Here is a 25355-nt window from a genome sequence, read left to right on the forward strand (position 1 = left end):
CTCACGCCGCGGCCGGGACAATCCGCTCCGGCCTACGGCTACGTTTCCGTAACTTACGATAGCGTAGGTTACTGGGCGCGAGCTGTCCAGCCTTGGTGAAACAGACATCGGTGCGACCTCGGTCGGGACCGCTCAGAGTGTGCAGTTCTCCCGCAGGAGCTCGTACCCGACGAGATCCTCGATGTGGCCGTCGGAACTCGCGGCCAGGGGCTGGGTGCCGAACTCGGTGAAACCGGCGTTGCGGGCGAGCGCCCTACTGCCCTCGTTGGAGGCGGCGGCGAACATCGTCAGCCGCCGGATGTCGAGGACATCGAAGATGTGGCGCACCGCCGCCGGGAATGCTTCTCCCAGAACACCTTTGCCGCGCGACGCCGGATGCGTGTAGAAGCCGATCTCGGCGCCGGTGACGTCGTCGATCGCGAAGATCGAGATGTCGCCCATGTATTCGTCGGTCTCCTGATCGGCGACCGCCCAGGTGCAGGTGTTCCCGCAAGCAGCGGTCCACCACTTACGGGTGCGTTCGAGTGCCGCATGTTCGACCGACAGCGGATCGGGGCGCTCGAAGAGGTATTTGCGCGAGATCGGGTCGTCGAGGGTCTCGCGGATCCGCTCGTCATCCTTCTCGGCCAGCGGGCGCAACCGGAATCGTTCGGTGTCGAAGGTGGTGGCATGCCACCGCGATTTCGGTGCGAAGTCGTCGCCGGCATGCCACTTGGCACACCACGCGTCGACAACGCGGCTGTTCATCTCGAGCCAGTCCGGCAGACGCGCGAGCAGGGTGAACCCGGCCGCGTGGGCGACCCGAAGGCTCGCCAGATTGCCCTCGGCGGCGTGGAACCGCACGACCTCCACGTCGCGTTCGGCGGCCGCGTACGTCATCGCGAGCACCACGGCGCGACGCGCGAGGCCCGCTCCCCGGGCGTCGGGGTGCAGGACGAATCCGACCTCGACGATCCGCCCGGCGCCCTGCAGTTCGACGCTGCCGACGAATCGGCCCTCGTGCTCGATCGCCCAGGTCATGGAGTCGCCGTCGTCCCACCCCCGCAGGGCCCCGTCGATGAATCGCTCGGCGTCGGAACGGCCGTAGGGCGAGGGCATGCGCGCCCAGCGCATGGTCAGCGGGTCGGTGGCATAACCGACCACGCGATCGATGTCGTCGCCCCGGTGTGCCCGCAGGGTGACCACCCCGTCGGAGCAGACCGGAACCTCGGTCGTTTCGGACAGTCGGGACACTTCGGCTCGCACGCGGATCTCCTCCGTGGTCGACAGCAGCCGTGTTCGAGCCTAACGGGTCTGCGGCGACGGGGCGATGTTTGCACCCGATCGATCGGGTCCGGGCACGGCGGCGGGGCGTCGCAGCGCGCTGTCAGACGTCGAGGGTGCAGTCCCCCGCCGCCGCGCTGACACAGGTCTGGATGCGTTCACCCTCGACGTGTTCGACGCCCGACCGCAGGTCGCGAACGCATCCGCGGTCGAGCATCACCACACAGCTCTGACAGATACCCATGCGGCACCCGAACGGCATCAGGACACCCGCCGACTCCCCCGCCTCGAGCAGAGTGGTGGCGCCGTCGACGTCCTGCGTGCGCCCGGAACGGCCGAACGTCACCGTCCCGCCCACCGCGCCCACCACGCCACGCTCGAGGGCGAACCGCTCGATGTGCAGTAGATCGGCATGACCGTCGGCGAACACACCGGAGACCATGTCGAGGAAGGCGCCCGGTCCGCACGCCCACGTCTGCCGCTGCGTCCAATCCGGGCACAGTGCGGTCAGCGAGTCCGGGGTCACCTTGCCGTCGGTCCGGGTGTATTGGATGTGCAGATCAATGACGCCGTCGGCGTGCAAGCGGGCCAGTTCGTCGCCGAAGAGCAGATCCGCGGGCGTCGGGGTGGAATGGATGAGCCGGATGTCGGTGCGCTGGTGGCGGTGAGCCATGGTGCGCAGCATCGAGATGATCGGCGTGATGCCACTGCCGGCCGTGACGAACAAGATCTTGTCCGGAAGTGGTTGCGGGAGCACGAATTCACCTTGCGGTGCGGCCAACCGCACGACGGTGCCCGGCGTCAGGCCGTTGACCAGATGCGAGGACAGGAAGCCCTCCGGCATCGCCTTGACGGTGATGGCGATGGTCCCCTCGTCGCGCGTCGTGTCGGGGACGGAGGTCAGCGAGTAGGAGCGCCAGGTCCACCGACCGTCGACGAGCACGCCGATGCCGATGTACTGACCGGGCACGTAGTCGAAGGAGAATCCCCACCCCGGGCGGATCCGAATGGTCGCCGAGTCCTCGGTCTCGGCGGTGACCGACACGATCTTGCCGCGCAGTTCGCGCGCCGACCACAGCGGATTGGCCAGATGCAGATAGTCGTCGGGCAGCAGCGGGGTGGTCACCCGGGCAACAGCAGCCCGAATCCACTGCCCGCCCCTGGTCCGGGCGGCGATCCCCGACACCGGTTCCTCGAATCGCTCCCGGATGTCCCGAATGCTGATTCCCCCAGCCCTGATCTTCATGGCGCCCATCCTCGAACTCGTCGATCCGCTCACCGGACCACCGTAACCTACGGGAGCGTAGGTTAGCGTGTCGGCGACCGGCCGTCAGCAGCTGTCGCCGGGGCGGTGTGGCGTCTCAGAGCAGTTCGAGGAGGAACGGCAGCTCTTGGGTGGCATACCACCCCAGGTCGTGATCCTCGACGTCGCCGACGGCCAGTTCGGCGTCCTCGTCACCGAGGTCGGCGGCGTCGATGACGACCACGGCGTTGCGCACCGCGGCCTCGGCGTCGGCCCCGTCGACGTGCACCGAGGCGACGGCCGAGCGCGGGATCGGTCCGGCGACACGGACCACGGCGTCGTCGAGTTCGGGATGCAGGGTGGGGTTCTCGACGTCGGCGGCCACGACGGCCCGACGCGGTGGCAGCTTCGGGGTGACACCGGGCTTGGTACCCGCCGCATCGGCGGCGAGTTCGGCATCGGCGTGGGCGTCACCGGGTGCGGGGGCTTCACCGGCGAGCAGCCGCAACGACGCCCGCGCGGCCTCACGCATCGCGACCTCGGCGAGTTCCTCGTCGTCGCCGGACAGGAACGATTCGCGCAGGGCCGGGGTCAGCGCGAATCCCGTTCCGCCGACCGGCCGGAACTCACCCGACTCGTCGAGTTCCATCAACATCGTCAACGTCGCCGGAAAGTACACCCTCATCGATGAGTCCTTCGCTTCTGCACGCGCTCACCCTACTGGCCGGCGGCGGTGGGCGTGACCACGCGATCGCTCCCAGTCATTGCGCCCCCAGTAATTCCTCGAACGACTCGGCGACATAACCCGCGAGGGCGGGCAGATCACCGATCACGCCGCGGTCGGCGGTGAACGCGAAGTTCAACCGGTCGAGATACTCCACCACCCCGATCGACAGCGCATGTCCGGCGATCAGGCCCGGCACCGCATGCAGAGCACTCACCTTGCGCCCCAAGACATATCGATCCGACACCGGCGAGCTGGTGATGGACAGGGGGATGTTGTAGCCCCGAGTGCCCAACGACCGGAAGGCCCACGAGCTGAATTCCGGGAACGGCACCATACCGAGTTCGGGAAGCAGCGGACGCGGACCGAGTGTCACCCGGCGCGACGATTGGGCGTACCGATCGGCGAGCGCGGCGACCTGCGAGAGTCGCACCTTCGGATTGTCCTCTCCCACGGGCAGATCCGTCACGAAGCCCGGGGTACCCACATCGATCCACGTGGCATCCCGCTCGGCGTCCGGTGCCACCCCCGGATCCCGGGTCGACAGCGGGATCTCGACGCGGACCGTGTCGGTGATGGGTGCGGCGACGTCGAAGGACAACAGCCATCGGCGCATCACGCCGCTGACGATCGCCAGCACCACATCGTTGACGGTGCAGCGGTGGTGCTCGGCGATCTTGGCGCAGTCACGACGGGGCACCGAGGACACCGCGAACATCTGCGAGGAACTGCCCGGCGAATTCAGCGGACTCTGCGGCGCCGAGTCGGTCACGTCCCCGATCAGATCGCCGATGCGACGCACCGTGGAGTCGACGACCGTGCGGACACCCCCGACGACGCCGTTGCCGGTGACGACCGAGTCGATGAACTCCCCCGGCCGCGACACCGCCTCGGCGAGTGCACCGATCGCCAGCGACGTCGCACCGGGTGGGTGTCCGGGCATCCACAGGTCGGGCTCGTACTGGACGACGTCGGCGGTCTCGTCGGTGATCACCTGACTGATCTCGGGTCCGGCGAAGTCGTCGACCAGACACCGATGGCTCTTGGTGAGCACCGCATATCCGTTGCCCTCGAGCCCCTCGATCAGATACATCTCCCACAGCGGCCGGGACCGATCCAGCGGGCGCGACATCACGCGCGCGATCAGATCGCCGAGCTCGGCCAGGGTGCCCGGGCGGGGCAGCCCGGAGCGGCGGATGTGGAAGTTGATGTCGAAGTCGTGATCGTCGACCCACACCGGCCGCGCCAGACCCATCGTCACCGGCAGGACGATCTGCCGGTAGCGCGGCGCGAGCTGTAACCGGTTCTCCACCAACGACACCAGCGAGGGGTAGTCGAGGACGTGCTGGGCCCCGTCGGGTGCGGCCCCGGCGGGCGGGCCGGCATCGTCGAAGATCAGCAGCGCCCCCAGATGGCTGGTCGCGCCCGCCGGATCCAGGAAGTAGTACATCGCCTCGCGCGGGGACAACCGATTGGCCACATCGACGATCGTAAGGCCTCGGGTGCAACCCCTCGGCAACTGTTGCCCGACCCGGGCGCTCGGTTCTTCACTCGATGCCAGAGTGCCCGGCGAGGAACCGACGACCACGACGGTGCGCCGGCACCGGAGAAGAACGGAGTTGATGATGCGCGCAGCACGCTATTACGACCGCGGGGACATCCGGATCGAGGACATCGACGAGCCCACCGTCGAGCCCGGAACGGTCGCCATCGACGTGGCGTGGTGTGGGATCTGCGGCACCGACCTGCACGAGTACGCCGACGGGCCCATCTTCATCCCGCCGTCGGGGCATCCGCAGCCGATCAGCGGCGAGAGCGCGCCGATCACGCTGGGACACGAGATGTCGGGCGTGGTCTCGGCGGTCGGCGACGGTGTCGAGGATCTCGCGCCGGGCGATCACGTCGTCGTGGAGCCCTACATCATCGCCGACGGCGTCGACACCGGCCCGGACAGCCACAACTATCACCTCTCGGCCGACATGAATTTCATCGGGCTCGGTGGTCGCGGCGGTGGTCTCGGCGAGAAGATCGTCGTCGAGCGACGCTGGGTCCACAAGGTGTCCAAGGACATTCCCCTCGACCAGGCGGCGTTGATCGAACCCCTGTCGGTGGGTTTCCATGCGGTGCAACGCAGTGGCGCCGGTGCCGGGGACGTCGCGTTGATCACCGGAGCCGGCCCGATCGGTCTGCTCACCGCAGCGGTGTGCAAGGCCGAAGGCATCACCACGATCGTCAGCGAACCGAGTCGGTTGCGCCGGGAGAAGGCACGTGACACCGGCGTCGGTGACCACATCGTCGACCCGTCGACGCAGGACGTGGTGCAGGTCGTCCGCGACCTCACCGACGGTCGCGGCGCCGACGTCGGCTTCGAATGCACCTCGGTGCAACCTGCCCTCGACACCCTCTTCGATGCACTCAAGCCGACGGGAGTCCTTGTGGTGGTGTCGATCTGGGGTCACCCCGGAACGCTCGACATGCAGAAGCTGGTGCTCAAGGAGATCGACATGCGCGGCACCATCGCCTATGTCAACAGTCATCCGGCGACCATCCGGCTCGTCGAGGAGGGCAAGGTCGATCTCGCACCCTTCATCACCGGGCGCATCGGACTCGACCAGCTTCTCGACGAGGGCTTCGACACGTTGTTGCACCACAACGAAACCGCGGTGAAGATCCTGGTGTCGCCGTCCGGTGCGGGCGTGCGCTGAGCGCCGGCTCAGCTCATCTCCAACGTCGCCAGCCGCCACCGGTATTCGACCCGAACCGGAAGGCTGGATCGGACCCGGCCGGCCTGGCGCACCCGGACCGGGACGCGTTCGATGCGTCCGGCGAAAGCGCGAACCCGGCGACCCCGCTCGAAACTGCCGAAGATCTCCGCCGTCGACGGATCACACATCTGGATGTGGATTCGTCGGATGCGGGCGCTCACGCCCACGGCGCGGTTCTCGGGCCGGGCGATGTCGGGGCGCAGCAGGGTGACGATGTGTTCGTAGAGCTGCGGGGAGACCGCGGTCTCCAGGTGTACCGCCGGACGCCGCCGATCGAGGACCTCGAGCAGTGCGGTGATGGTCCGCGCGGCAACGCGTCGTGCCTCGACCGTTCCCGCCGGTACCGCCACCGGCTCGGGTCGTCGCACCGGCGGCGTGCCGAGCGGCGCGGTCACCAGCGGCCCGTCGGTCGCCCGGCTCGGCTCCCCGACCGGCTCGTAGGCGGGTGCGGCAACGACGCGCAGATGATCGACGGGGGCATCGGCCACCGCGTGAACGGGAGCATGAGCCCCTGCGCGAGCGGGAGCGTCGGCGGGAACGGTGGCGGTGAGGGTTGTGGTCATGGAAATCGGACGCACCGCAGGGCGCTCCGGTTCCACTTTGTCCGAAGTTTTTTTCGGCGACCGCGCTACCGACGCTTCTTCTTGGCCTTCGGTGGTCGGGAGGTCTTGGTCTGCGCACGGGCCGCGGCGCGGCGTTCACGCCGGGACGCCGACACGACCGCCGGATCCTCTAGCTCCTCGGCCTCACTGTGGCTGACCTCGCCACCACCCTCGTCTGGTCCGGAGAACGTCATCGCCGAGACATCGGGGCCACCGTCGTCGGGCGCGCCGTCACCGACCGCCCGCAGTGCAGGCGGCGCCTGGCTCGACGCACCGGTCGCGGCACCGGCCAGCGCGGGTGCCGGCTGTCGCAGTGAGGCCGCGGCGGGCGCGGGAACGGGCGGGGCCTCGGTCTGGACCTGCACGTTGAACAGGAACTGCAGGGTCTCTTCCTTCAGGCCCTCGAGCATGCCGCTGAACATGTCGAAACCCTCGCGCTGATACTCCACGACCGGGTCACGCTGGGCCATCGACCGCAGGTGGATGCCCTCACGCAGGTAGTCCATCTCGTAGAGGTGGTCGCGCCACTTGCGGTCGAGCACCGACAGCAGGATCGTCCGCTCGAGCTGACGCATCGCGCCCTCGCCGGCGACCTCGGTGATCTGCGCCTCCCGCTTCTCGTAGGCGGCCTGCGCGTCGGCGATGAGGATCTCCTTGAGCTCCTCGGCGGAGATGTCGTCACGCTCGCCGTACTCGTTCTCGCCGACGACCTCCTTGGGATCGAGCTCGATCGGGTAGAGCGCACGGCACGCCGACCACAGTTCGTCGAGATCCCAGTCCTCGGCATAGCCCTCGGCAGTCGCTCCGTCGACATACGCGCCGACGACCTCGGCAACCATCTCCAGGATCTGCTCCCGGTGGTCGGAGCCCTCGAGGATGGTGCGGCGCTCGGCGTAGATGACCTTGCGCTGCTCGTTCATCACCTCGTCGTACTTGAGGACGTTCTTGCGGACCTCGAAGTTCTGCTGCTCGACCTGGGTCTGCGCGCTGCGGATGGCCTTGGTGACCATCTTCGCCTCGATGGGCACGTCGTCGGGCAGGTTCACCCGGTTCATGATCGACTCGAGGGCCGCGCCGTTGAATCGGCGCATCAGCTCGTCGCCGAGCGAGAGGTAGAACCGGGACTCCCCCGGATCGCCCTGACGACCGGAACGGCCGCGCAACTGGTTGTCGATGCGACGCGACTCATGGCGTTCGGTACCGAGCACGTACAGACCGCCGGCCGCACGGACCTGCTCGGCCTCCTCGGCCGCGGCCGCCCGCGCGGTCTCGATCGCCTCTTCCCACGCGGCCTCGTACTCGTCGGGAGTCGACACCGGGTCGAGGCCCGCCTTGCGCAGCCGCGTGTCGGCGATGATGTCGGGGTTGCCGCCGAGCACGACGTCGGTACCGCGACCGGCCATGTTCGTGGCGACGGTGACCGCACCGATACGACCGGCCTCGGCGACGATCTGGGCTTCCTGCTCGTGGAACTTCGCGTTCAGCACGGTGTGCGGGATGTCGCGTTTGGTGAGCTGGCGCGACAAATACTCCGAGCGCTCGACGCTGGTGGTACCGATCAACACCGGCTGGCCGATCTCGTGGCGTTCGGTGATGTCGTCGACCACCGCGGAGAACTTGGCCTCCTCGGTCTTGTAGATCAGGTCGCCCTGGTCCTTGCGGATCATCGGCTTGTTGGTCGGGATCGGCAGTACGCCCAGCTTGTAGATCTGGTCGAACTCGGCGGCCTCGGTCTCGGCGGTACCCGTCATGCCGGCGAGCTTGTCGTACATGCGGAAGTAGTTCTGCAGCGTGATCGTGGCCAGCGTCTGGTTCTCGGCCTTGATCTCGACGCCTTCCTTGGCCTCGATCGCCTGGTGCAGCCCCTCGTTGAACCGGCGTCCGTCGAGCACACGACCGGTGAACTCGTCGACGATGAGGACCTCACCATTGCGGACGATGTAGTCCTTGTCGCGGTGGAACAGCTCCTTGACCTTGATGGCGTTGTTGAGATAACTCACCAGCGGTGAGTTGGCCGCCTCGTAGAGGTTGTCGATGCCCAACTGGTCCTCGACGAACTCCACGCCGGCCTCGTGCACGCCGATGGTCTTCTTCTTGATGTCGACCTCGTAGTGCTCGTCACGCTCGAGAAGCGGTGCGATGCGGGCGAATTCGACGTACCACTTACTCGATCCCTCGGTCGGCCCGGAGATGATCAGCGGGGTGCGCGCCTCGTCGATGAGGATCGAGTCGACCTCGTCGACGATCGCGAAGTTGTGGCCGCGCTGCACCAACTCCTCGAGGGAGTGCGCCATGTTGTCGCGCAGATAGTCGAAGCCGAATTCGTTGTTGGTGCCGTAAGTGATGTCGGCGGCGTAGGCCTCGCGGCGCTGATCCGGCGACATCCCGGTCAGGATGACCGCGGTCTCGAGGCCGAGGAACCGGTGCACCCGGCCCATCCACTCGGCGTCGCGCTTGGCGAGATAGTCGTTGACGGTGACGACGTGGACGCCGTCACCGGAGATCGCATTGAGGTAGGCCGGCAGCACACAGGTGAGGGTCTTGCCCTCACCGGTCTTCATCTCGGCGATGTTGCCGTAGTGCAGCGCCGCGCCGCCCATGATCTGGACGTGGAAGTGTTTCTGGTCGAGAACGCGCCAGGCGGCCTCGCGGGCCACCGCGAACGCCTCGGGCAACAGTTCCTCGAGCGTCTCGCCCTCGGCGTAGCGCTCCTTGAACTCGTCGGTCTTGGCCCGCAGATCGTCGTCGCCGAGCGCCTCGACCTCGTCGGACAATGTCTCGACGTGCGATGCGATGGCATCGAGTCGCTTGACCATCCGGCCTTCGCCGATGCGCAGCAGCTTGTTCAGCACCGTTGATCGAGTCCCTTACTCATGTCGACGTCCAACCACGGCCCGTGCAGCGCACAGGCCGCCGTCCATCGTACCGAGGCCGCCTGAAGAAGATCTGATCGGCCGCATCGGGGGTCGGGGATCGATGCGCCTACCGACGCACGGCAGGGCGGTCCGGACGATATGTCCGCACCGCCCCGCCGACGTGCTCGACAGGTTCGCCGGTCAGGCGAGCCGGATCAGCCCGTAGTCGAAGGCGTGGCGTCGGTAGACCACCGACGGCTTGTCGGTCTCCTTGTCGTGGAACAGGAAGAAGTCGTGCCCGACGAGTTCCATCTCGTAGAGCGCGTCGTCGACGGTCATCGGCACCGCGGGATGCTCCTTGACACGGACCACCTGACCGGGCGTGCGTTCGGCGACACCGTCATCCCACTGCTGTTCGGCCGACTGTTCGGCACCCTCGGGCGAGGGGCCCGCATCGACCGACAGCTGGTTGTCACGCAGGCGGGGCGCCCCGACCTCGGTGGCCTCGGCCACCGACAGCGGTCGGCGGTTGCCGTAGTGCACCTTGCGGCGGTCCTTGACCCGACGCAGTCGCGACTCGATCTTGTCCAGTGCCGACTCGAGTGCCGAGTAGAAATTCTCGCCACACGCCTGTGCGCGTACCACCGGGCCCTTGCCCATCGCGGTGAGTTCCACCTGCTGACAGACCTTGGACTGGCGGCGGTTGCGTTCGTGGTTCAGCTCGACGTCGAAGCGGAAAATGGTCGGATCGTAGCGTTCGAGTCGGGCGAGCTTGTCGCCGACGAAGATCCGGTAATGCTCGGGTATTTCGACGTTGCGGCCGCTGAACGCCACCTTGGCGTTGGGCTCGGCGGGTTCGTCGGACTCCACCGTTCCCGGTGGGATGACGAACGCGGACTGGTTGTCGATGTCGTCGACCGCGGCGACCTTGGATTCGCGCTGGCCCTTGCGGTGGATGACAGATGACATGGAACTACCTCCTGGAAAGTGCTATTCGACCTCGAGGTGCCGAGCACGGGGTCCACCAATCACATGCGCCCAAGAGGACTGTCAAAGAAGTTGGCGCTCAATGATTTCGGATGGATCCTTCAATGTCGACTCAAGAATCGCAGAGCAGGAACCGAGTCAGTACCGACCGACGGTCGGCACCCATGTGCACTGGCCTCACCTCCCGGCGCGGAGCGGTGTGTGCTCCTCCGCGATGACCAATCAACCTCTTGTACCTCTGACCGTAGTCGGATGTTCGCAGCGCGGCCACGTTTCTGATCAGTGCGTCACGTCGTGGTCACCGAAGTCGGGACCAACGGCCCACCATCCGAGCGCAACGACCGGCGATACACAGACCCGGACCGGTCCACGGCGGTGACGCCCTCACGCCTGCGCAGCCGGATATCGCTGGCGTCTGATGCCACGCTCGTCGGGTGACTTCGTCCCCGCCCCGCTCCTTTGGCTCTTTCATGTCGGTCCTCGCCGTGGGGATGGGCCGAGTCGGCGTCGAGGGCGCCGACCTCGTCCTGCCCCGCACGTGCGGTGGATGCGGCCGCCCCGGGTGCGACTGGTGTCCCGACTGTGCGGCGAGGATCGCCGACGCGCCCCTCGAACTGCATCCCCGGGTGGCGATCGACATCCCGGTGTGGTCGGTGGGACGTTATCGGGGACCGCTGCGCGCCTCGATCATCGCGATGAAGGAGCACGGAAGACGTGACCTCGTCACACCTCTCGGACGGGCGCTGGCCGACACGCTGATCACGCTGGCCCGCTGGGGCGAGCTGCCCGACGCCGCGCGGCTGCATCTGATCCCGGCGCCGACCCGCCCGCTTGCGGCCCGGCGTCGTGGCGGTGACCCGGTGACGGCAATCGCCGGCGTCGCGGCCGGACGACTGGGTCCACGGGCCCGGGTGCGGCCGCTGTTGACCACGGCGATGACCACCCGCGACTCGTCGGGTCTCGACGCGCGCGAGCGGCGCGCGAACCTGCGTGGCAGCGTCCGTATCCGCGCCGGCGCACGCTGTCCTCCGGGTGCGGCGATCCTCGTCGACGACGTGCTCACCACCGGCGCGACGGCTGCCGAATCGGTGCGGGTGTGCCGCGCACACGGCATCGGGATCGGTGCGGTCGTCGTCCTCGCCGGGGCCTGAATTGCCCGGCGCCACAACCGAGTTGTCGTCAGGGGATGACCGGGATGGTCCCCGGTGTCATCGCCGGTTCGACCTCGGTCCAGTATTCGTCGGCCTGACCGTTGGTGCTGCCGAGACGCAACACACCACGCTGGTCGGCGATGTAGACGGTCGTCGGGTTGGCAACGACCGCGGTGACCGGCGGCGAGACGTTGCCACTGAGCAGGCCGACGGCCGGGGTGCCGCTGATCGACACCTGCACCACGGGCGAGTCGGTGGCGTCACGGGCGACCATCACGGTGGTCGGCGACGCCCAGTCCAGCGACACCGCGCGATTGCCGATGTTGTAGGCGGCGATCATCGGCTGCGCGAGGGTGAGTTGCCCGTCGGCGTTGGTCGCGAGCACCGCGAACACCACCTGGCCGGACACGATCATCGCGACCCGCACCCCGTCGGGGGCGACCTGCATCTCGGTGATCGGACCGCGCACCAGCGCGGCGACCTGCCCGGCGTCGATCTCGGCGACGCGGGCACCGCCGGGGTCGTTGCCGATCCACTCGACGGGCCGGCCGTCGACGACGGCCCAGACCAGGTCGTTCTCGGGACCGAAGGAGGGCCGGGTGATCGACGTGCCGGAGGCGATCGTCGTCGGCGCCCCACCGTAGTCGCCGACCGCCAGATTCAGCCGGGGGTCGGGGCCGTCGGCGGCGAGGACGGCGGCCACATGCGATCCGTCCGGAGAGATCGACGCCGACCGTACCGAGGTCCCGGCGCCGAGCGGACCCGGCACCAGCACGGTGCCGTCGTCGATGACCTTGGACATCGCTCCGTTGCGAATGATGTTGAGCCCCACCGCCGATGTCGGCGGCACGTTCGGGTCGAAGGCCCGCACGTCGGTCGTCTGCCATCCCGCGGCCCGGTCGCCGACGAGTGGTGCACCGTCGGCGTTGATGACGTACGGACCGCCGATGTCGGCTCCGCTGAGGGTCCAGATGATCTGTGCGGCGAGCAGCGTGCGATCCCGGGTGGACGGACTGCCGATACCGGTCAGGTCGACGCGCACCCCGCCGCCGGCCACCGGAGTGACCGGACCCCGCATCGCGGCCCCACTCGGAAACGCGGAATCGACCGCGGTGGCCAGATCGTCGGCCGGCCCGTCGATCAACGTGTTCACCAGCGTCGTCGGGTCCGAATCGGTACCGCCGTAGAGCCACCTCGGGTCCGGCACGAGGTGCGATCGCGTCCGGTCGGTGTAGTACACCGAGACCGAGCGGTAGCTGACCTCGAACTGGTTGCGGTCGATCATCGTGCGGTCGGGCAGGGTGCCGTCGATGCGCCACTGATTGCCCACCCGCGCCAGCGTCAGGGTGGTCTCCACCTGTCCGGTCGCCGGCAGCAGTTGACCGTCGGGTTTGAGGACGCCCACGTTGTCGCCGACGAGGCGCATCCGAACGGCGGTCGGGCTGCGCTGATCGACGTAGGTGTTGATGTCATCGAGGATGATCGCGTCACCGCGCTCGTCCCATTGCGCCGCGGTCACCGGGGCGAGGAACTTGCGGGCCGCGGCGTGCGCGTCGGTGGGTGCCGCGGTGGCCTTGAGGTATGCGCGGACCAGCGCCTCGGGGTCCATGTCCGGCTGGGGCGCCGGCACCGCGTTGGTCGGGCCCTCGCGGGCGAAGGAGCTGATGGGTTGCGGCAGCGAATCGTCGGGGATACCGCCGCAGGCCGCGACCAGCGCCGCGACGACACACAGCAGCGGTACCAGCAGGCGCCATCTCGCCCCGACCGACCTCGTCGCGGCCGACCGATGTTCACTCGCCACCGACGGCTCCCTCGACGCGGGCGGGTTTGGCGACGCTCTTGACCTTGCTCGCGCCGACCGGCTTCAGCGGCAGCGGAGAGCCGAGCACCTTGTGTCCGCGTACCAGGGGCAGGGTCAGTCGGAAGCAGGCACCTTGACCGGGTTCGCCCCAAGCTTCCAGCCGGCCCTGATGCAGCCGGGCGTCCTCGATGCTGATCGCCAGGCCCAGCCCGGTGCCGCCGGATCGGCGGAACCTCGACGGATCGGAGCGCCAGAAGCGGTTGAACACCAACTTCTCCTCACCCGGACGAAGACCGATGCCCTGATCGCGGACGGTGATCGCCACGGCGTCGCCGTCGGAACGCATCGACAACGTCACGGGTTTGCGCTCCCCGTGGTCGATCGCGTTGGCCAGCAAATTGCGCAGGATTCGCTCGACCCGGCGCGGGTCGATCTCGGCGAGGACCGGCTCGGCCGGGAGATCGAGGATCAATTCGGTACCGGTCTCCTCGGCCAGGCGCGACACCGTCGAGAGCGCAGCGTCGATCGGGATCGCCATGTCCATCCGTTCGGCGGCCAGCTCGGCCATACCCGCATCGTGTCGGGAGATCTCCAGCAGTTCGTTGAGCAGCGTCTCGAACCGGTCGAGTTCCTTGTCCAACAATTCCACGGATCGGCGGCGCACCGGGTCGAGTTCGTCGCGGCCCTCATAGAGCACGTCGCTGGCCATCCGGACGGTGGTCAGCGGCGTCCGCAACTCGTGACTGACGTCGGAGGTGAACTGCCGTTGCAGCCCACCGAACTCCTCGAGGTGGGTGATCTGCTTGGACAGGCTCTCGGCCATGTCGTTGAACGACATGGCCAGCCGTGCCATGTCGTCCTCGCCGCGGACCGGCATGCGTTCCTTGAGTCGGCCGTCGGCGAATCGGACGGCGATCCTCGACGCCGAGCGCACCGGGATGACCACCTGTCTCGACACCAGCCAGGCGATTGCCGCCAGGAGACCGAGCAACACCACACCACCGGTCAGCAACGTGCCCCGGACCAGGTCGACGGTGCTGTTCTCGGTGGTCAACGGGAAGACGAGGTACAACTCCAGCCCGGGCACCGAGGCGTTGGTGGGTGAGCCGATGATGAGTGCGGGTTCCTGGCCGCCGGTCGAGTTGGCCACCGACGAATACTGGTAGGCGATCTGACCGCCCTGCACCATGTCGCGCAGGTTCCGGGGGATCTCCGACACCGGTCCGACGCCGGTCGCACTGCCGTCGGCGCCGGTACCGGGCACCAGCAGCACCGTGTCGAACGTGCCGACGTTGCCCGACGACTGTCCGCTGTCGATGTCCCGGTCGGTGAGCAGCGACCGTGTCTGGCGCAGCCGGTTCTGCACCGACATGTTGCCGTCACCGCTGGCGAGATCGCGTTCCACCGACACCCGGGCGCGCTCGACCTCCTCGGTCGCCGCAGTGAGTTTGACGTCGAGCAGCCGGTCGGTGATCTGACTCATCAGGACGAACCCGAGGATCAGCAGCACGACGAAAGACAGCACCAACGTCGAGACCACAACCCGCAACTGCAGTGAGCGTCGCCAGATCCGGCCGAAGACCGAGGCGATCGCGCTCGCCGTGCGGGTGAGCCGTCCGAAGGTGCTGTTGACGCGTCGTCTGTTGCGACCGATCACGGCGGGCCGGCCTTGTAGCCGACCCCCCTCACCGTCAGAACGACCTCAGGGTTCTCCGGGTCGGTCTCGACCTTCGCGCGTAACCGCTGAACATGCACGTTGACGAGTCTAGTGTCGGCCGGATGCCGATAACCCCACACCTGCTCGAGCAGGACGTCGCGGGTGAACACCTGTCGGGGTTTGCGGGCCAACGCCACGAGCAGGTCGAATTCGAGCGGCGTCAAGGAGATCGGGACGCCGTCGCGGGTCACCTTGTGTGCGGGAACGTCGATCTCCACCGGCCCGATCGACAGCAGTTCCGCGGGCTCCTCGTCGGTGCGGCGCAGCCGCGCGCGCACGCGGGCGACGAGTTCCTTGGGTTTGAACGGTTTGACCATGTAGTCGTCGGCGCCCGACTCCAGGCCGAGCACCACATCGACGGTGTCGGACTTGGCGGTCAGCATCACGATCGGCACCCCGGAGTCGGCGCGCAGCACCCGGCAGACGTCGATGCCGTTCATTCCCGGCAACATCAGGTCGAGCAACACCAGATCGGGGCGGATCTCGCGAACAGCGGTCAGCGCCTGGGTCCCATCACCCACCACGAACGGCTCGAACCCCTCGCCGCGCAACACGATCGTGAGCATCTCGGCGAGCGCGGCATCATCATCGACGACGAGGATCCGTGGCTTCATGCTGACAATGGTGACACTGTTGTGACCATCCGGCCGTGATCGACGCGCCGCGCGTTCGTGACGCCCGGACGCCGGTGGCCGCCGCCGTCCGGGCAGAGTGGTCACGCGGACACAACCGCACAGGCAACCGGTCAATCACACAGGAGCACAAGGTGGGTCGACTCATCGCCGTCGAGGGACTCGACGGCGCCGGTAAGAACACGCTGGTCACCGGCCTGGTTCGGCGATGGCGGGAGCGGGGTGTCGCCGTGGCCACGGTCACCTTCCCGCGGTATCACCAGTCGCTGTTCGCCGACGTCGCGGCCGAGGCGCTCCACGGCGAGCACGGGGACCTACGCGAGAGCGTGTACGCGATGGCCCTGTTGTTCGCGCTCGACCGATCGGCGGCGGCCCCGGAGATCCGGGCCGCGCTCGAGAGCAATGACGTCGTCGTCGCCGACCGCTATGTCGCGTCGAACGCCGCCTACAGTGCCGCGCGTCTCGCCCAATCCGCCGACGGTGAGGTCGTGCGATGGGTGCACGACCTGGAATTCGGGCGGCTGGATCTCCCCCGACCCGACCACACCCTGTTCCTCGCCGTGTCGGCGGACGTCGCGATGAGTCGAGCGCAGGCACGATCCGCCGGCGACCCGACGCGACCCCGCGATCACTATGAGCGCGACGCGGATCTGCAACGCCGTGTCGATGCGACGTATCGCGAGCTGGCCCGGTCCGGGTGGGCCTCGCCGTGGACGGAGGTGGCCGACGCGGCACCGGAGACACTGATCGACCTACTCGGCGCCGGGGTCGACGACCCGAATGACGCGCGCTGACGCCGCCGCACGCGGTCCGATAGCCTGGCTGGACCCACGTCGCGAGGAAGACTTATGACCTATCCGCCGCCCCATGGTGGCGATGCACCGCGGGAGCCCGCACAGTCGGCACCCACGCCCGAGGAGGTCGCCGACCCGGTGACCCCCGGTGCGGGACCGACCCCGACGCCCGCGCAGATGCCGACCCGCACGATGACGACCTGGACTGCCGAGGGACAGGCTCCGCCACCGCAGGCGCCTTCGCCGCAGGGTCCCGCGCCCGGCCTGGCCGCCTTCCCGCCACCGACACCGGTGTCGCAACCCGTTGCCGCCCAACCCTTTTCATCACCGGTGCCGCCGTCGTACCAGCAGCCGCCCCTGTACCAGCAGCCGCCGTCTCAGCCGGCGCCCGGGTCGTTCGGTCTGCCGGCGACTCCTGGATTCCCGGCGGGCGGCGTGCCGGGAGGTGGCTTCGGGCCCGGCGGCCCGACCGGTCCCGGCATGCCCGGGGGCGGGCAACGTCCGCCGGGCGGCCCGCGTAACACCGGCGCGCTCGTTGCCATCGGCGCGGGCGTGCTCACGGTCGTCGTGATCGTGGCACTCGCGGTGACGTTGATCGTGGTCAACACCGGCAGCAGCACCGACACCACGGTCGCGACCGGTGCGCCGTCGACCGCTCCGTCCACACCCGGCGGTGGTGGCGCGAGCACCGCACCCGACACCGACACCCCGACCCAGTCCGCCCCGGACACCGACGGTACGTCCGCGGTGGACCCGGCGACCACATACGCCATCGCCGACGCGATGCAGCGCTACATCGCCGCGGCCAATGCCCGCGACGTCGCCCGGATGCAGGCCACGGTCTGTAGCGCGGCGCGATCGTCGGTGCAGGCGCCAACACAGCAGGGCAACCTGGTGCTCGAACAACTGCGGGTGAACTCCATCAACGGCGACACCGCACAGTCGACGATCCAGACCCACCTGGAGCTGGGATCGCAACGCAGCAGCAGCCAGGAGGACACGGTGAGTTTCGAACGCGAGAACTCGTCCTGGTACTACTGCCCGGGCGCCGAGCCCGCCATCACCGCCTGAGGACACCGAGAACCCGGTACTGACGAATAGCGAAAAACGCTGCCCCGCTCGAGGTGTCGAGCGGGGCAGCGTTTTCGAGATGGGTGCGCCTCAGTAACGGTAGTGCTCGGGCTTGTAGGGTCCCTCGACGTCGACGTTGATGTACTCGGCCTGCTCCTTGGTGAGCTTGGTCAGCGTGCCGCCGAGCGCCTCGACGTGGATCTTGGCGACCTTCTCATCGAGATGCTTGGGCAGCCGGTAGACCTCGTTGTCGTACTCGTCGTTCTTGGTCCACAGTTCGATCTGTGCGATGACCTGGTTGGAGAAGCTGTTGCTCATCACGAACGACGGATGACCGGTCGCGTTGCCGAGATTGAGCAGCCGGCCCTCGCTCAGCACGATGATCGAGTGGCCGTCGTCGAAGATCCACTGATCGACCTGCGGCTTGACGTTGATCCGCTTGGCGCCGGAACGCTCGAGACCCGCCATGTCGATCTCGTTGTCGAAGTGCCCGATGTTGCCCAGGATCGCCTGGTTCTTCATCTGCTTCATGTGCTCGAGCAGGATGATGTCCTTGTTACCGGTCGAGGTGATGACGATGTCGGCCCCGGAGATCGCATCCTCGACGGTGACCACGTCGAATCCGTCCATCAGTGCCTGCAGGGCGTTGATCGGGTCGATCTCGGTGACCTGGACGCGTGCGCCCTGACCGGCCAGCGATTCCGCACAGCCCTTGCCGACGTCGCCGTACCCGCAGATCAGGACCTTCTTGCCGCCGATGAGGACGTCGGTGCCGCGGTTGATGCCGTCGATGAGCGAGTGGCGGGTGCCGTATTTGTTGTCGAACTTGGACTTGGTGACCGAGTCGTTGACGTTGATGGCCGGGAACGCCAGGTCGCCGGCAGCGGCGAACTGATAGAGCCGCAGCACACCGGTGGTCGTCTCCTCGGTGACGCCCTTGACCGACTCGGCGACCTTCGACCACTTGGTCTTGTCGGCCTCGAAGCTCGACCGCAGCAGATCCAGGAAGACCTTGTACTCGGCGGAGTCGTTCTCATCGGCGGGCGGAACGACACCGGCCTTCTCGAACTCGGCGCCGCGCAGCACCAGCATGGTGGCATCGCCGCCGTCGTCGAGGATCATGTTGGCGGGCTCGTCGGGGTTGGGCCAGGTGAGCATCTGCTCGGCGGCCCACCAGTACTCCTCGAGCGTTTCGCCCTTCCACGCGAACACCGGGACGCCCTTGGGCTCGTCGGGCGTGCCGTGCGGGCCGACGACGACTGCGGCGGCGGCGTGGTCCTGGGTGGAGAAGATGTTGCACGAGGCCCACCGGACCTGCGCACCGAGCGACACGAGCGTCTCGATGAGCACCGCGGTCTGGATGGTCATGTGCAGCGACCCCGAGATCCGTGCGCCCTTGAGCGGGGCGACCTCGGCGTATTCGCGCCGCAGCGACATCAGGCCGGGCATCTCGTGTTCGGCGAGTTCGATCTCCTTGCGGCCGAAGTCGGCCAGCGAGAGATCGGCAACCTTGAAGTCGATGCCGTTGATGGAGTCTGCCTGCGGTGCGTCGTTCTGCACCATGGTCATCTGGTCCCCTTCGGAGTCGGTGTGGCTCCTCGCGTGACACCGGTGAGCGCAGGGTGCGCCCACCGGGGACACGACGAAGAGATCTGAGGACCAGGCTATCCGACGCCGTCAGCGGGCCGCGGGGCGTGGGGCGTGGGCGCCGAGCGGGACGCCACCGGGCGCGCCGCTCCAGGGCGGATCACTCCTTGGACAGGTCGGGGCCTCCGGACGCGGCGGCACCCGCGCTGACGGTGTCGACGCCCTCGACCTCGCCGCGCTCACGCTTGCCGACCATCGAGTGGCGCATGCCGTACAGGAAGTAGACGGCCACACCGATCACCATCCAGATGACGAAGCGAATCCAGGTCAGCGCCGACAGATTGAGCATCAGCCAGATGCAGGCCAGGATGGCCAGGACCGGGATGATCGGTCCGCCGGGAACGGTGAAGCCGCGGTCGAGATCCGGCCGGGTGCGGCGCAGGATCATCACACCCGCCGCCACGACGATGAACGCGAACAGCGTCCCGACGTTGACCATCTCCTCCAGTTTGTCGATCGGGAAGAAGCCGGCGACGATGAACACCACCAGTCCGATCAGCAGGGTGAGCCGGGCCGGGGTACCGAAACGCGGGTGCGTCTTGGCCAGACCGCGTGGCAGCAATCCGTCGCGGCACATGGCGAACAACACCCGCGACTGGCCGAGCATCAGGACCATCACGACGGTCGTCAGACCGGCGAGGGCACCGATGGCAATGGTTTTCTCCGCCCAGGTGACCCCGTTGAGCGCGAATGCGGTGGCCAGATTCTTGGGTTCGCCGTTGCCTGCGCTGGTGGCCAGCTGTGTGTAGCTGACCATTCCGGTCACCACGATGGTCACCAGGACGTAGAGGACGGTGACGATCGCCAGCGATCCGAGGATTCCGCGGGGGACGTCCCGACGCGGGTTCCGGGTTTCCTCGGCGGTGGTGGCGACCACGTCGAATCCGATGAACGCGAAGAAGACGATCGACGCCGCCGCCAACACGCCGTACCAGCCGTAGGAGCTCTCGCCGCCACCGGTGATCAATGAGAACAGTGACGAGTCGACCGACTTCTCGGCGCCCGCACCGCTTTCGCCGGGCGGGATGAACGGGCTGAAGTTGGCGGCCTTGACGTAGAAGAACCCGACGACGATCACCAGCAGCACCACGGCCACCTTGATGGCCGTGATGACGGCACTGACGCGCGAGGACAGTTTGGTGCCGAGTACCAGCAGCGTGGTCACCACGGCGACGATGATCATCGCCCCCCAGTCGATTGTCACCGACCCCACATCGACTGTGCCGCCGGAGAATCCGAACACACTGCCGAGATAGGACGACCACCCCTTGGACACCACCGAGGCGCCCACGGCGAACTCCAGGATCAGATCCCACCCGAGAATCCACGCGAGGAACTCGCCGAAGGTCGCGTAACCGAAGGTGTACGCCGATCCGGCGACCGGCACGGTCGAGGCGAATTCGGCGTAACACAGCGCCGCCAGGGCACAGGCGATGGCGGCCATGATGAACGACAGCGAGATGGCCGGGCCGGCCTTGTTACCCGCGGTGGTCGCGGTGATGGTGAAAATACCTGCGCCGATGACCACCGACACCCCGAAGACCATCAGATCCCACGAAGTCAGGTTCTTGCGCAGTTGGTGTCCGGGCTCATCGGTGTCGGCCATCGATTGCTCGACGGACTTGACCCGGGTCAGCGGGTTGGCCATTCGCCTCGACCTCTCTTGTTGGTGCAGCCGTGTGCGGTTCGAGCCGATCGGCGAGAACGACCACCACGGTGCCGACTGGTTGCGGTGGGCTAGACGCTAATCGACGCGATCACGACTTACCCGGATTTCGGTGCGGATCGGGCCGACGGATCGCTGCGGTCGATATCGGGTTCGAGGTAGATGATGCGGGCCTGCGGTACCGCCGCACGCACCCTGGTCTCGGCGGCGTCGATGGTATGGGCCACGGTCTGCAGGTCGGCGTTCGGTGGCATCGCGATCTTCGCGGCCACCAGCATCTCCTCCGGGCCGAGGTACTGGGTCTTGATGTGGATGACGCGGTCGACGCCGTCGGCGGCGAGCGCTGTCATGATCGCGGCCTCCTCGGATTCGGTGGCGCCCTCCCCGATCAACAGGCTCTTCATCTCCACGATGAGCACGATCGCGATGACCCCCAGCAACACCCCGATGCAGACCGTCCCGATGCCGTCCCAGATCGCATCGCCGGTCGCCATCGTCAAGCCCACGCCGCCGAGGGCGAGGACGAGACCGATGAGGGCTCCGCTGTCCTCGAGCAGGACGACGGGCAGTTCGGGGTTGCGAGAGTTGCGGATGAACCGCCACCAGCTCGCCGACCCCTTCAACGGCCGCGACTCGCGAAATGCGGTGGCGAAGCTGTAGCTCTCCAGGCAGATCGCGACGAGCAGGATGACGACCGCGACGAGCGGCGACTCAAGCCCGTGGTCGTGGGCGTGAATGATCTTCTCGACTCCCTCGTAGAGCGCGAAAAGCGAACCGAGAGCGAAGATCACGAGTGCGACGATGAACGAGTAGAAATACCGGTCGCGCCCATACCCGAAGGGATGCAGCCGATCGGCCCGGCGGGCCGATCGTTGTTGCCCGAGCAGCAGTAGGCCCTGGTTGGCGGTGTCGGCGACCGAGTGCACGCCCTCGGCGAGCATCGACGACGAGCCGGTGACGGCGAACCCGACGAACTTGGCGATCGCGATACCGGCATTGGCGGTCAGGGCGGCGACGATCGCCTTCTTGGAACCTTCGGCGGACACGAGCTGATCCTCCCATTCGCCGGGAACCCGGCATGACGGCGCAACATCGCGAACTCTAGGGCATCACCGCGCGCCGGGACACCACCATCGGCACCGGCGCGAGCACCGCCACCGAGCCCTCACCGGCGGATCGGGTGACGAGCCGATGCCCACACCTTCGGTGCCGGAGCCCCCGCGGCGCCGAAGGTGTGGGGTGTGGGCCGGGCCCGTTGCGGCGGACCTAGACGAGCCCGCCGAAGCCGCGTGCGATCGAGGTATCGGTCTCGTTCATCACCGTCCGCGCATTGGTGACGCCGCGCTGGATGCCGAGCAACTGCTCGCGGGCCTGCATGAACACGCGGTCCCAGTTCTGCTGGGCGGCGTCGTAGGCCTGCTTCGCGCCGGGCGAGCGCCAATTGCCGTCGAGTGCGGCGACTTGAGATTTCAGCTGCGACGCCAGGTCTTCGAGGCGGCCGAACTGGGCGTTCAGTCCCCCTTCGAGGTCGCCGAGGGCGGCGAAGTCGTACTTGATTCTCCCGGACATGGGAAGTCCTTTCGGTCAGATGTGGTCATGGCCAGAGTTGATCGAGCTCGGTGGTGATTCGAGCTCGGTGGTGGTCGAGCTCGGTGGTGGTCGAGCTCGGTGGTGATTCGAGGTCAGTGGTGAGGTGCGCCAGTCGGGCCGGGGCCCACAGACACGGTGGTCTACAGCGGCAGCGGTCTACAGGCGCAGCGGCCCCTCGGCGCCGAAGCCGCCCGCGGCCTGCGAATCCTGGTCGTCGTAGCCGCTGAAACCAGCGGTCAACTGGTTCCGGATGTCGTCGAGAGCGGCGTTGAGCGCCGTCGCCGACGAGTTCCAGTCGGTGTGGGTGTTGTCGAATGCGTTGGACGCCCGGCCGTTCCAGCTGGACACGCCCGTCGACGCCGCGGTGGCGATCTGCCGGATCACCGCCTGCATGTCGTCGACGATCTGCGAGACCGATTGCGCTGTGGCCAAGCCTGATTCGACGTCGACGTCAACTGCTCCATCGAGATTCATGGTGCTCCTCCTCATAGATGTCGGCACCGTCGTCGCGATGCCCCCGAAGCGCTGTCCGTGCGGACAGGCGCTGATGTCCCCCGGCGAAGATCTCGATGGGGAAATCCCGTCGACTCATGGGAACCACCGTCGTCCGGGCAGGGTGTCGATCAGCCGGTCCACGGCCGCACCGATCCGATGCCCCGTTCCCGGGGTGATGGTGGTCCACAATCTGTCATCGGGAGATCTGCTGAGGCCCATCAGAATTCGACCCGCACGCGAGTCGATGATCCCGATGGCCCCAGAAGTCTGGGTGAAGGCGCCGTCGGCACGCGAGGTGGCCACGATCTCCCACCGCACGTCGCAGGACAGCAACGCGTCGGCCACACGGATCGCATCGGCAGCCGTGGCGCCCCATGCACGCAGTGCCGCAACAACACCGGCGGTGTCGGCACAGTGGCCGAACCTCTCGGTCAGTTCGCGGGTGGGGACGCTGGTCTCGGTGAAGTCCAGTGCGTCGTGCGGGCCGCACGTCGCGCGAACGACGCCGGCCAGGGCGTTGGTGTCACGCACGTCGAGGAGGGCGAGGTCGAGGTGATCGCCTCGCCGCACCGCGAGAACGTGGTCGTGACCGCGCCGGGCCACGCAGGCGCGAACCGTCGAATCGGTGGCGAAACCCCGGATCTCGAGTTCCCGGTCGGGGTGGGCGAGCACCCCGAGCACCAGGTCGGCCCACAGCGTGGGGCCGCTGCTGTCGACGAGTCCCGCCTCCGTGATGGCACGGTCCAGAGTGGCATCGTCGTGATCGGCAGGGCCTCGGGTGTCGGCTCCTGTCTCGCTGTGTGCACCGTCGGCCGCCGGCGTCCAGAGGTCGAGGACCACCGGCCAGGTGGTGACCCCACATCGTTGCCCGAGTCGGCGCAATACCGCGATCTCGAGGCGGCAGGAATCGGTGGAGGTCACGATCACGGCGTCCTCCCCGTGTCCAGGATGAGGGTCTGCTCGACGTATCGGGGGTCGAGCGCCGTGCTCGACTGTGCGGCGACCTCGGCCCAGGTTTCCGGAGGGCGTGGGGACGCTTCGGCCTGCCCGATCTCGGCCTGTGCCTGGGTATCGACGCGGACCACGCGGTCGACCATCGATGCCGTCGAGGTCATCGGTGCCATGGGCGGAGGTAGCGCGGACGACGCTCCGGACGTCGTCGATCCCGCCTGACCCGCGCCGGCGGTGGTGACCGCCGTGGGTGACGCGGCGGGCGCCGAGGCCACCATCGTCGGCGTGTACGCACCCCGAGGAGTCGGCGCGGAGAGCATCATCGGCGCAACGATTCCCGTGCCCGCGCCCGACCCATGACCCGCGGCGGCGGGGACGACCGGCGTCTGCGGCGATCGGCTCGACGTGGTGACCGGCGGGGTGTCGGGCACCAGTTGTGGTGCGGAACAGGGAGCTCGCCAGGGCTGTGCCAGCGGCTCGGCGGCCGTTTCGTAGGCCTCCATCACCCGTGCCGCGCGCATCCGTTGATCGTGGACCGCGCGTTCGGCGTGCGCGGCCGCCCCGGTGGCGATCGGCGCGACCGAGGCGACGACCGCCGCACCATGCGCGAGCGTGTCGGCGAGATCGACCTCCGCGGTGCTCGGCATCGCCAGGCGCGCCACCGACACGGCGAGTGACTGCGCCTCGGTCATCGCCGCAGCTTCGGTGGCCTGCGCTGCCATGTCGGTCAACCATCCGAGGAGATCGTCGAGGCGGTCGAGGGCGTCGGTGGCTGCGCCGGACTCCCAGTCGGCCCGCAGTCGTGCGAGGACGGCTCCGTATTCGGCTGCTGCGCCGGTGAACTCACCGGCGAGTGCGCCCCAGGCGATCGCGGCGTCGGCGAACGCCGACGCTCCGGGTCCCTCGACGAGGTCGCTCGCGAGTCGGCGACTGGTACGGGTGTCCCAGAGGACTCCGGTGAATCCGGTCATGCCCACTCCTCTCGGCTGCTCGGTGGGTTGGTCGGGATGACGGTCTACGGACGGGGTTCAGGTGGTCATGCGGTCGTCGGCGCCTGGGGCCGTCGTCAGGTCCGCAGTCCGGTCGCGGCTTGATCGTCGGCGTCGGCGAGGTCGCCGGCGTGGGACCGCAGCATCGCCGCGATGTTGCGCAGTTGTTCGATGCCGGAGGTCGCGTCCTCGGCGAAGCGATCGGCCACCGCGGTGGCCGAGGCCGCCGTGGTCACCGATACCTCGTCTCGACCGGGCGCGGCGACTGCGGCCTCCGCGGCGAGTCGTCCGAGCGCTTCTTCCAGGGACAGCGCCAGACGTTCGAGATCGGCGCAGGCCCTGGACAACTCATGCGGATCGACGTCCACGTTGCCGGTGGTTGGTGACGGTGTCACGGGCTGACCTTTCTGAT

At 67.8% G+C, this 25355-nt stretch carries 23 protein-coding genes; 4 read left to right on the forward strand and 19 right to left on the reverse strand.

The window, feature by feature from the left end; all coding sequences use genetic code 11:
- Positions 1-132 precede the first annotated feature (132 nt).
- From AC5ZH6_RS18835 to AC5ZH6_RS18850, 4 genes are all read right to left on the reverse strand, one after another.
- Positions 133-1245 carry a GNAT family N-acetyltransferase gene (locus AC5ZH6_RS18835; RefSeq protein WP_006370352.1) on the reverse strand — a complete coding sequence of 371 codons (1113 nt, stop codon included), beginning with the start codon at positions 1243-1245 and terminating at the stop codon, positions 133-135.
- Between the two features lie 121 nt (positions 1246-1366).
- Complete coding sequence (locus tag AC5ZH6_RS18840; RefSeq protein WP_050955267.1) at positions 1367-2509, reverse strand: ferredoxin reductase; 1143 nt, start codon at positions 2507-2509, stop codon at positions 1367-1369.
- Between the two features lie 115 nt (positions 2510-2624).
- A complete protein-coding gene (locus tag AC5ZH6_RS18845) occupies positions 2625-3191 on the reverse strand; it encodes a DUF6912 family protein (RefSeq protein ID WP_006370354.1) in 567 nt (188 codons plus the stop codon).
- A 76-nt stretch (positions 3192-3267) separates the two neighbouring features.
- Positions 3268-4710 carry a wax ester/triacylglycerol synthase domain-containing protein gene (locus AC5ZH6_RS18850; RefSeq protein ID WP_006370355.1) on the reverse strand — a complete coding sequence of 481 codons (1443 nt, stop codon included), beginning with the start codon at positions 4708-4710 and terminating at the stop codon, positions 3268-3270.
- Between the two features lie 145 nt (positions 4711-4855).
- Between AC5ZH6_RS18850 and AC5ZH6_RS18855 the strand changes: the two genes are divergently transcribed.
- On the forward strand, positions 4856-5935 hold the full coding sequence (locus AC5ZH6_RS18855; RefSeq protein WP_006370356.1) for a 2,3-butanediol dehydrogenase: 1080 nt from the start codon (positions 4856-4858) through the stop codon (positions 5933-5935).
- 8 nt (positions 5936-5943) lie between these two features.
- Here AC5ZH6_RS18855 and AC5ZH6_RS18860 read toward each other — a convergent pair whose 3' ends face one another.
- The 3 genes from AC5ZH6_RS18860 to hpf all read right to left on the reverse strand — a co-directional run bounded on the left by AC5ZH6_RS18860 (position 5944) and on the right by hpf (position 10421).
- Positions 5944-6558 carry an Rv3235 family protein gene (locus AC5ZH6_RS18860; protein WP_014360918.1) on the reverse strand — a complete coding sequence of 205 codons (615 nt, stop codon included), beginning with the start codon at positions 6556-6558 and terminating at the stop codon, positions 5944-5946.
- 65 nt (positions 6559-6623) lie between these two features.
- Positions 6624-9449 (reverse strand): preprotein translocase subunit SecA, encoded by a 2826-nt coding sequence (gene secA, locus AC5ZH6_RS18865; RefSeq protein WP_014360919.1) that lies wholly within the window; start codon positions 9447-9449, stop codon positions 6624-6626.
- 204 nt (positions 9450-9653) lie between these two features.
- Positions 9654-10421: a ribosome hibernation-promoting factor, HPF/YfiA family gene (hpf, locus tag AC5ZH6_RS18870; protein WP_265076803.1), complete on the reverse strand. Its 768-nt coding sequence runs from the start codon at positions 10419-10421 to the stop codon at positions 9654-9656.
- Positions 10422-10909: 488 nt separating this feature from the next.
- Here hpf and AC5ZH6_RS18875 point away from each other — a divergent pair, with 488 nt between their 5' ends.
- On the forward strand, positions 10910-11590 hold the full coding sequence (locus tag AC5ZH6_RS18875; protein ID WP_014360920.1) for a ComF family protein: 681 nt from the start codon (positions 10910-10912) through the stop codon (positions 11588-11590).
- A 28-nt stretch (positions 11591-11618) separates the two neighbouring features.
- On the opposite strand, the gene lpqB is transcribed toward AC5ZH6_RS18875, so the two are convergent.
- From lpqB to mtrA, 3 genes are read right to left on the reverse strand one after another with little or no spacing between them, the layout of a single operon-like run.
- Positions 11619-13391, reverse strand: coding sequence for an MtrAB system accessory lipoprotein LpqB (lpqB, locus tag AC5ZH6_RS18880; protein ID WP_496167649.1), 1773 nt, complete (start codon positions 13389-13391; stop codon positions 11619-11621).
- Positions 13381-15048, reverse strand: a complete 1668-nt coding sequence (mtrB, locus tag AC5ZH6_RS18885; RefSeq protein WP_006370362.1) for an MtrAB system histidine kinase MtrB — start codon at positions 15046-15048, stop codon at positions 13381-13383. Before mtrB ends, lpqB begins: the two co-directional genes overlap by 11 nt.
- Positions 15045-15722 (reverse strand): MtrAB system response regulator MtrA, encoded by a 678-nt coding sequence (gene mtrA / locus AC5ZH6_RS18890; protein WP_004023513.1) that lies wholly within the window; start codon positions 15720-15722, stop codon positions 15045-15047. Before mtrA ends, mtrB begins: the two co-directional genes overlap by 4 nt.
- A 152-nt stretch (positions 15723-15874) precedes the next feature.
- Here mtrA and AC5ZH6_RS18895 point away from each other — a divergent pair, with 152 nt between their 5' ends.
- Together AC5ZH6_RS18895 and AC5ZH6_RS18900 are read left to right on the forward strand one after the other, a co-directional pair.
- The gene (locus tag AC5ZH6_RS18895) at positions 15875-16534 is read left to right on the forward strand and encodes a dTMP kinase (RefSeq protein ID WP_006370363.1); all 660 of its coding nucleotides are present in this window, start codon (positions 15875-15877) and stop codon (positions 16532-16534) included.
- A 54-nt stretch (positions 16535-16588) separates the two neighbouring features.
- Entirely contained in the window at positions 16589-17605 is a 1017-nt protein-coding gene (locus AC5ZH6_RS18900; protein ID WP_094600868.1) for a hypothetical protein, read from the forward strand.
- Between the two features lie 90 nt (positions 17606-17695).
- Here AC5ZH6_RS18900 and ahcY read toward each other — a convergent pair whose 3' ends face one another.
- The 9 genes from ahcY to AC5ZH6_RS18945 form a co-directional block, all read right to left on the reverse strand.
- Positions 17696-19174 carry an adenosylhomocysteinase gene (gene ahcY, locus AC5ZH6_RS18905; protein WP_006370365.1) on the reverse strand — a complete coding sequence of 493 codons (1479 nt, stop codon included), beginning with the start codon at positions 19172-19174 and terminating at the stop codon, positions 17696-17698.
- A gap of 178 nt (positions 19175-19352) precedes the next feature.
- Entirely contained in the window at positions 19353-20900 is a 1548-nt protein-coding gene (locus AC5ZH6_RS18910; RefSeq protein ID WP_006370366.1) for an amino acid permease, read from the reverse strand.
- A 116-nt stretch (positions 20901-21016) separates the two neighbouring features.
- Positions 21017-21964: a cation diffusion facilitator family transporter gene (locus AC5ZH6_RS18915; protein ID WP_006370367.1), complete on the reverse strand. Its 948-nt coding sequence runs from the start codon at positions 21962-21964 to the stop codon at positions 21017-21019.
- Positions 21965-22184: 220 nt separating this feature from the next.
- Positions 22185-22487, reverse strand: coding sequence for a WXG100 family type VII secretion target (locus AC5ZH6_RS18920; protein ID WP_006370368.1), 303 nt, complete (start codon positions 22485-22487; stop codon positions 22185-22187).
- 177 nt (positions 22488-22664) lie between these two features.
- Entirely contained in the window at positions 22665-22982 is a 318-nt protein-coding gene (locus tag AC5ZH6_RS18925; RefSeq protein WP_006370369.1) for a WXG100 family type VII secretion target, read from the reverse strand.
- On the reverse strand, positions 22960-23100 hold the full coding sequence (locus AC5ZH6_RS18930) for a hypothetical protein (protein WP_496167653.1): 141 nt from the start codon (positions 23098-23100) through the stop codon (positions 22960-22962). Before AC5ZH6_RS18930 ends, AC5ZH6_RS18925 begins: the two co-directional genes overlap by 23 nt.
- Positions 23097-23924 (reverse strand): ESX secretion-associated protein EspG, encoded by an 828-nt coding sequence (locus tag AC5ZH6_RS18935; protein WP_238534736.1) that lies wholly within the window; start codon positions 23922-23924, stop codon positions 23097-23099. Before AC5ZH6_RS18935 ends, AC5ZH6_RS18930 begins: the two co-directional genes overlap by 4 nt.
- A gap of 2 nt (positions 23925-23926) precedes the next feature.
- Complete coding sequence (locus AC5ZH6_RS18940; protein WP_014360925.1) at positions 23927-24925, reverse strand: PPE domain-containing protein; 999 nt, start codon at positions 24923-24925, stop codon at positions 23927-23929.
- Between the two features lie 95 nt (positions 24926-25020).
- On the reverse strand, positions 25021-25338 hold the full coding sequence (locus AC5ZH6_RS18945) for a PE domain-containing protein (RefSeq protein ID WP_020170488.1): 318 nt from the start codon (positions 25336-25338) through the stop codon (positions 25021-25023).
- Positions 25339-25355: the final 17 nt, after the last annotated feature.

The organism is Gordonia sp. YC-XJ4 (assembly GCF_059511865.1).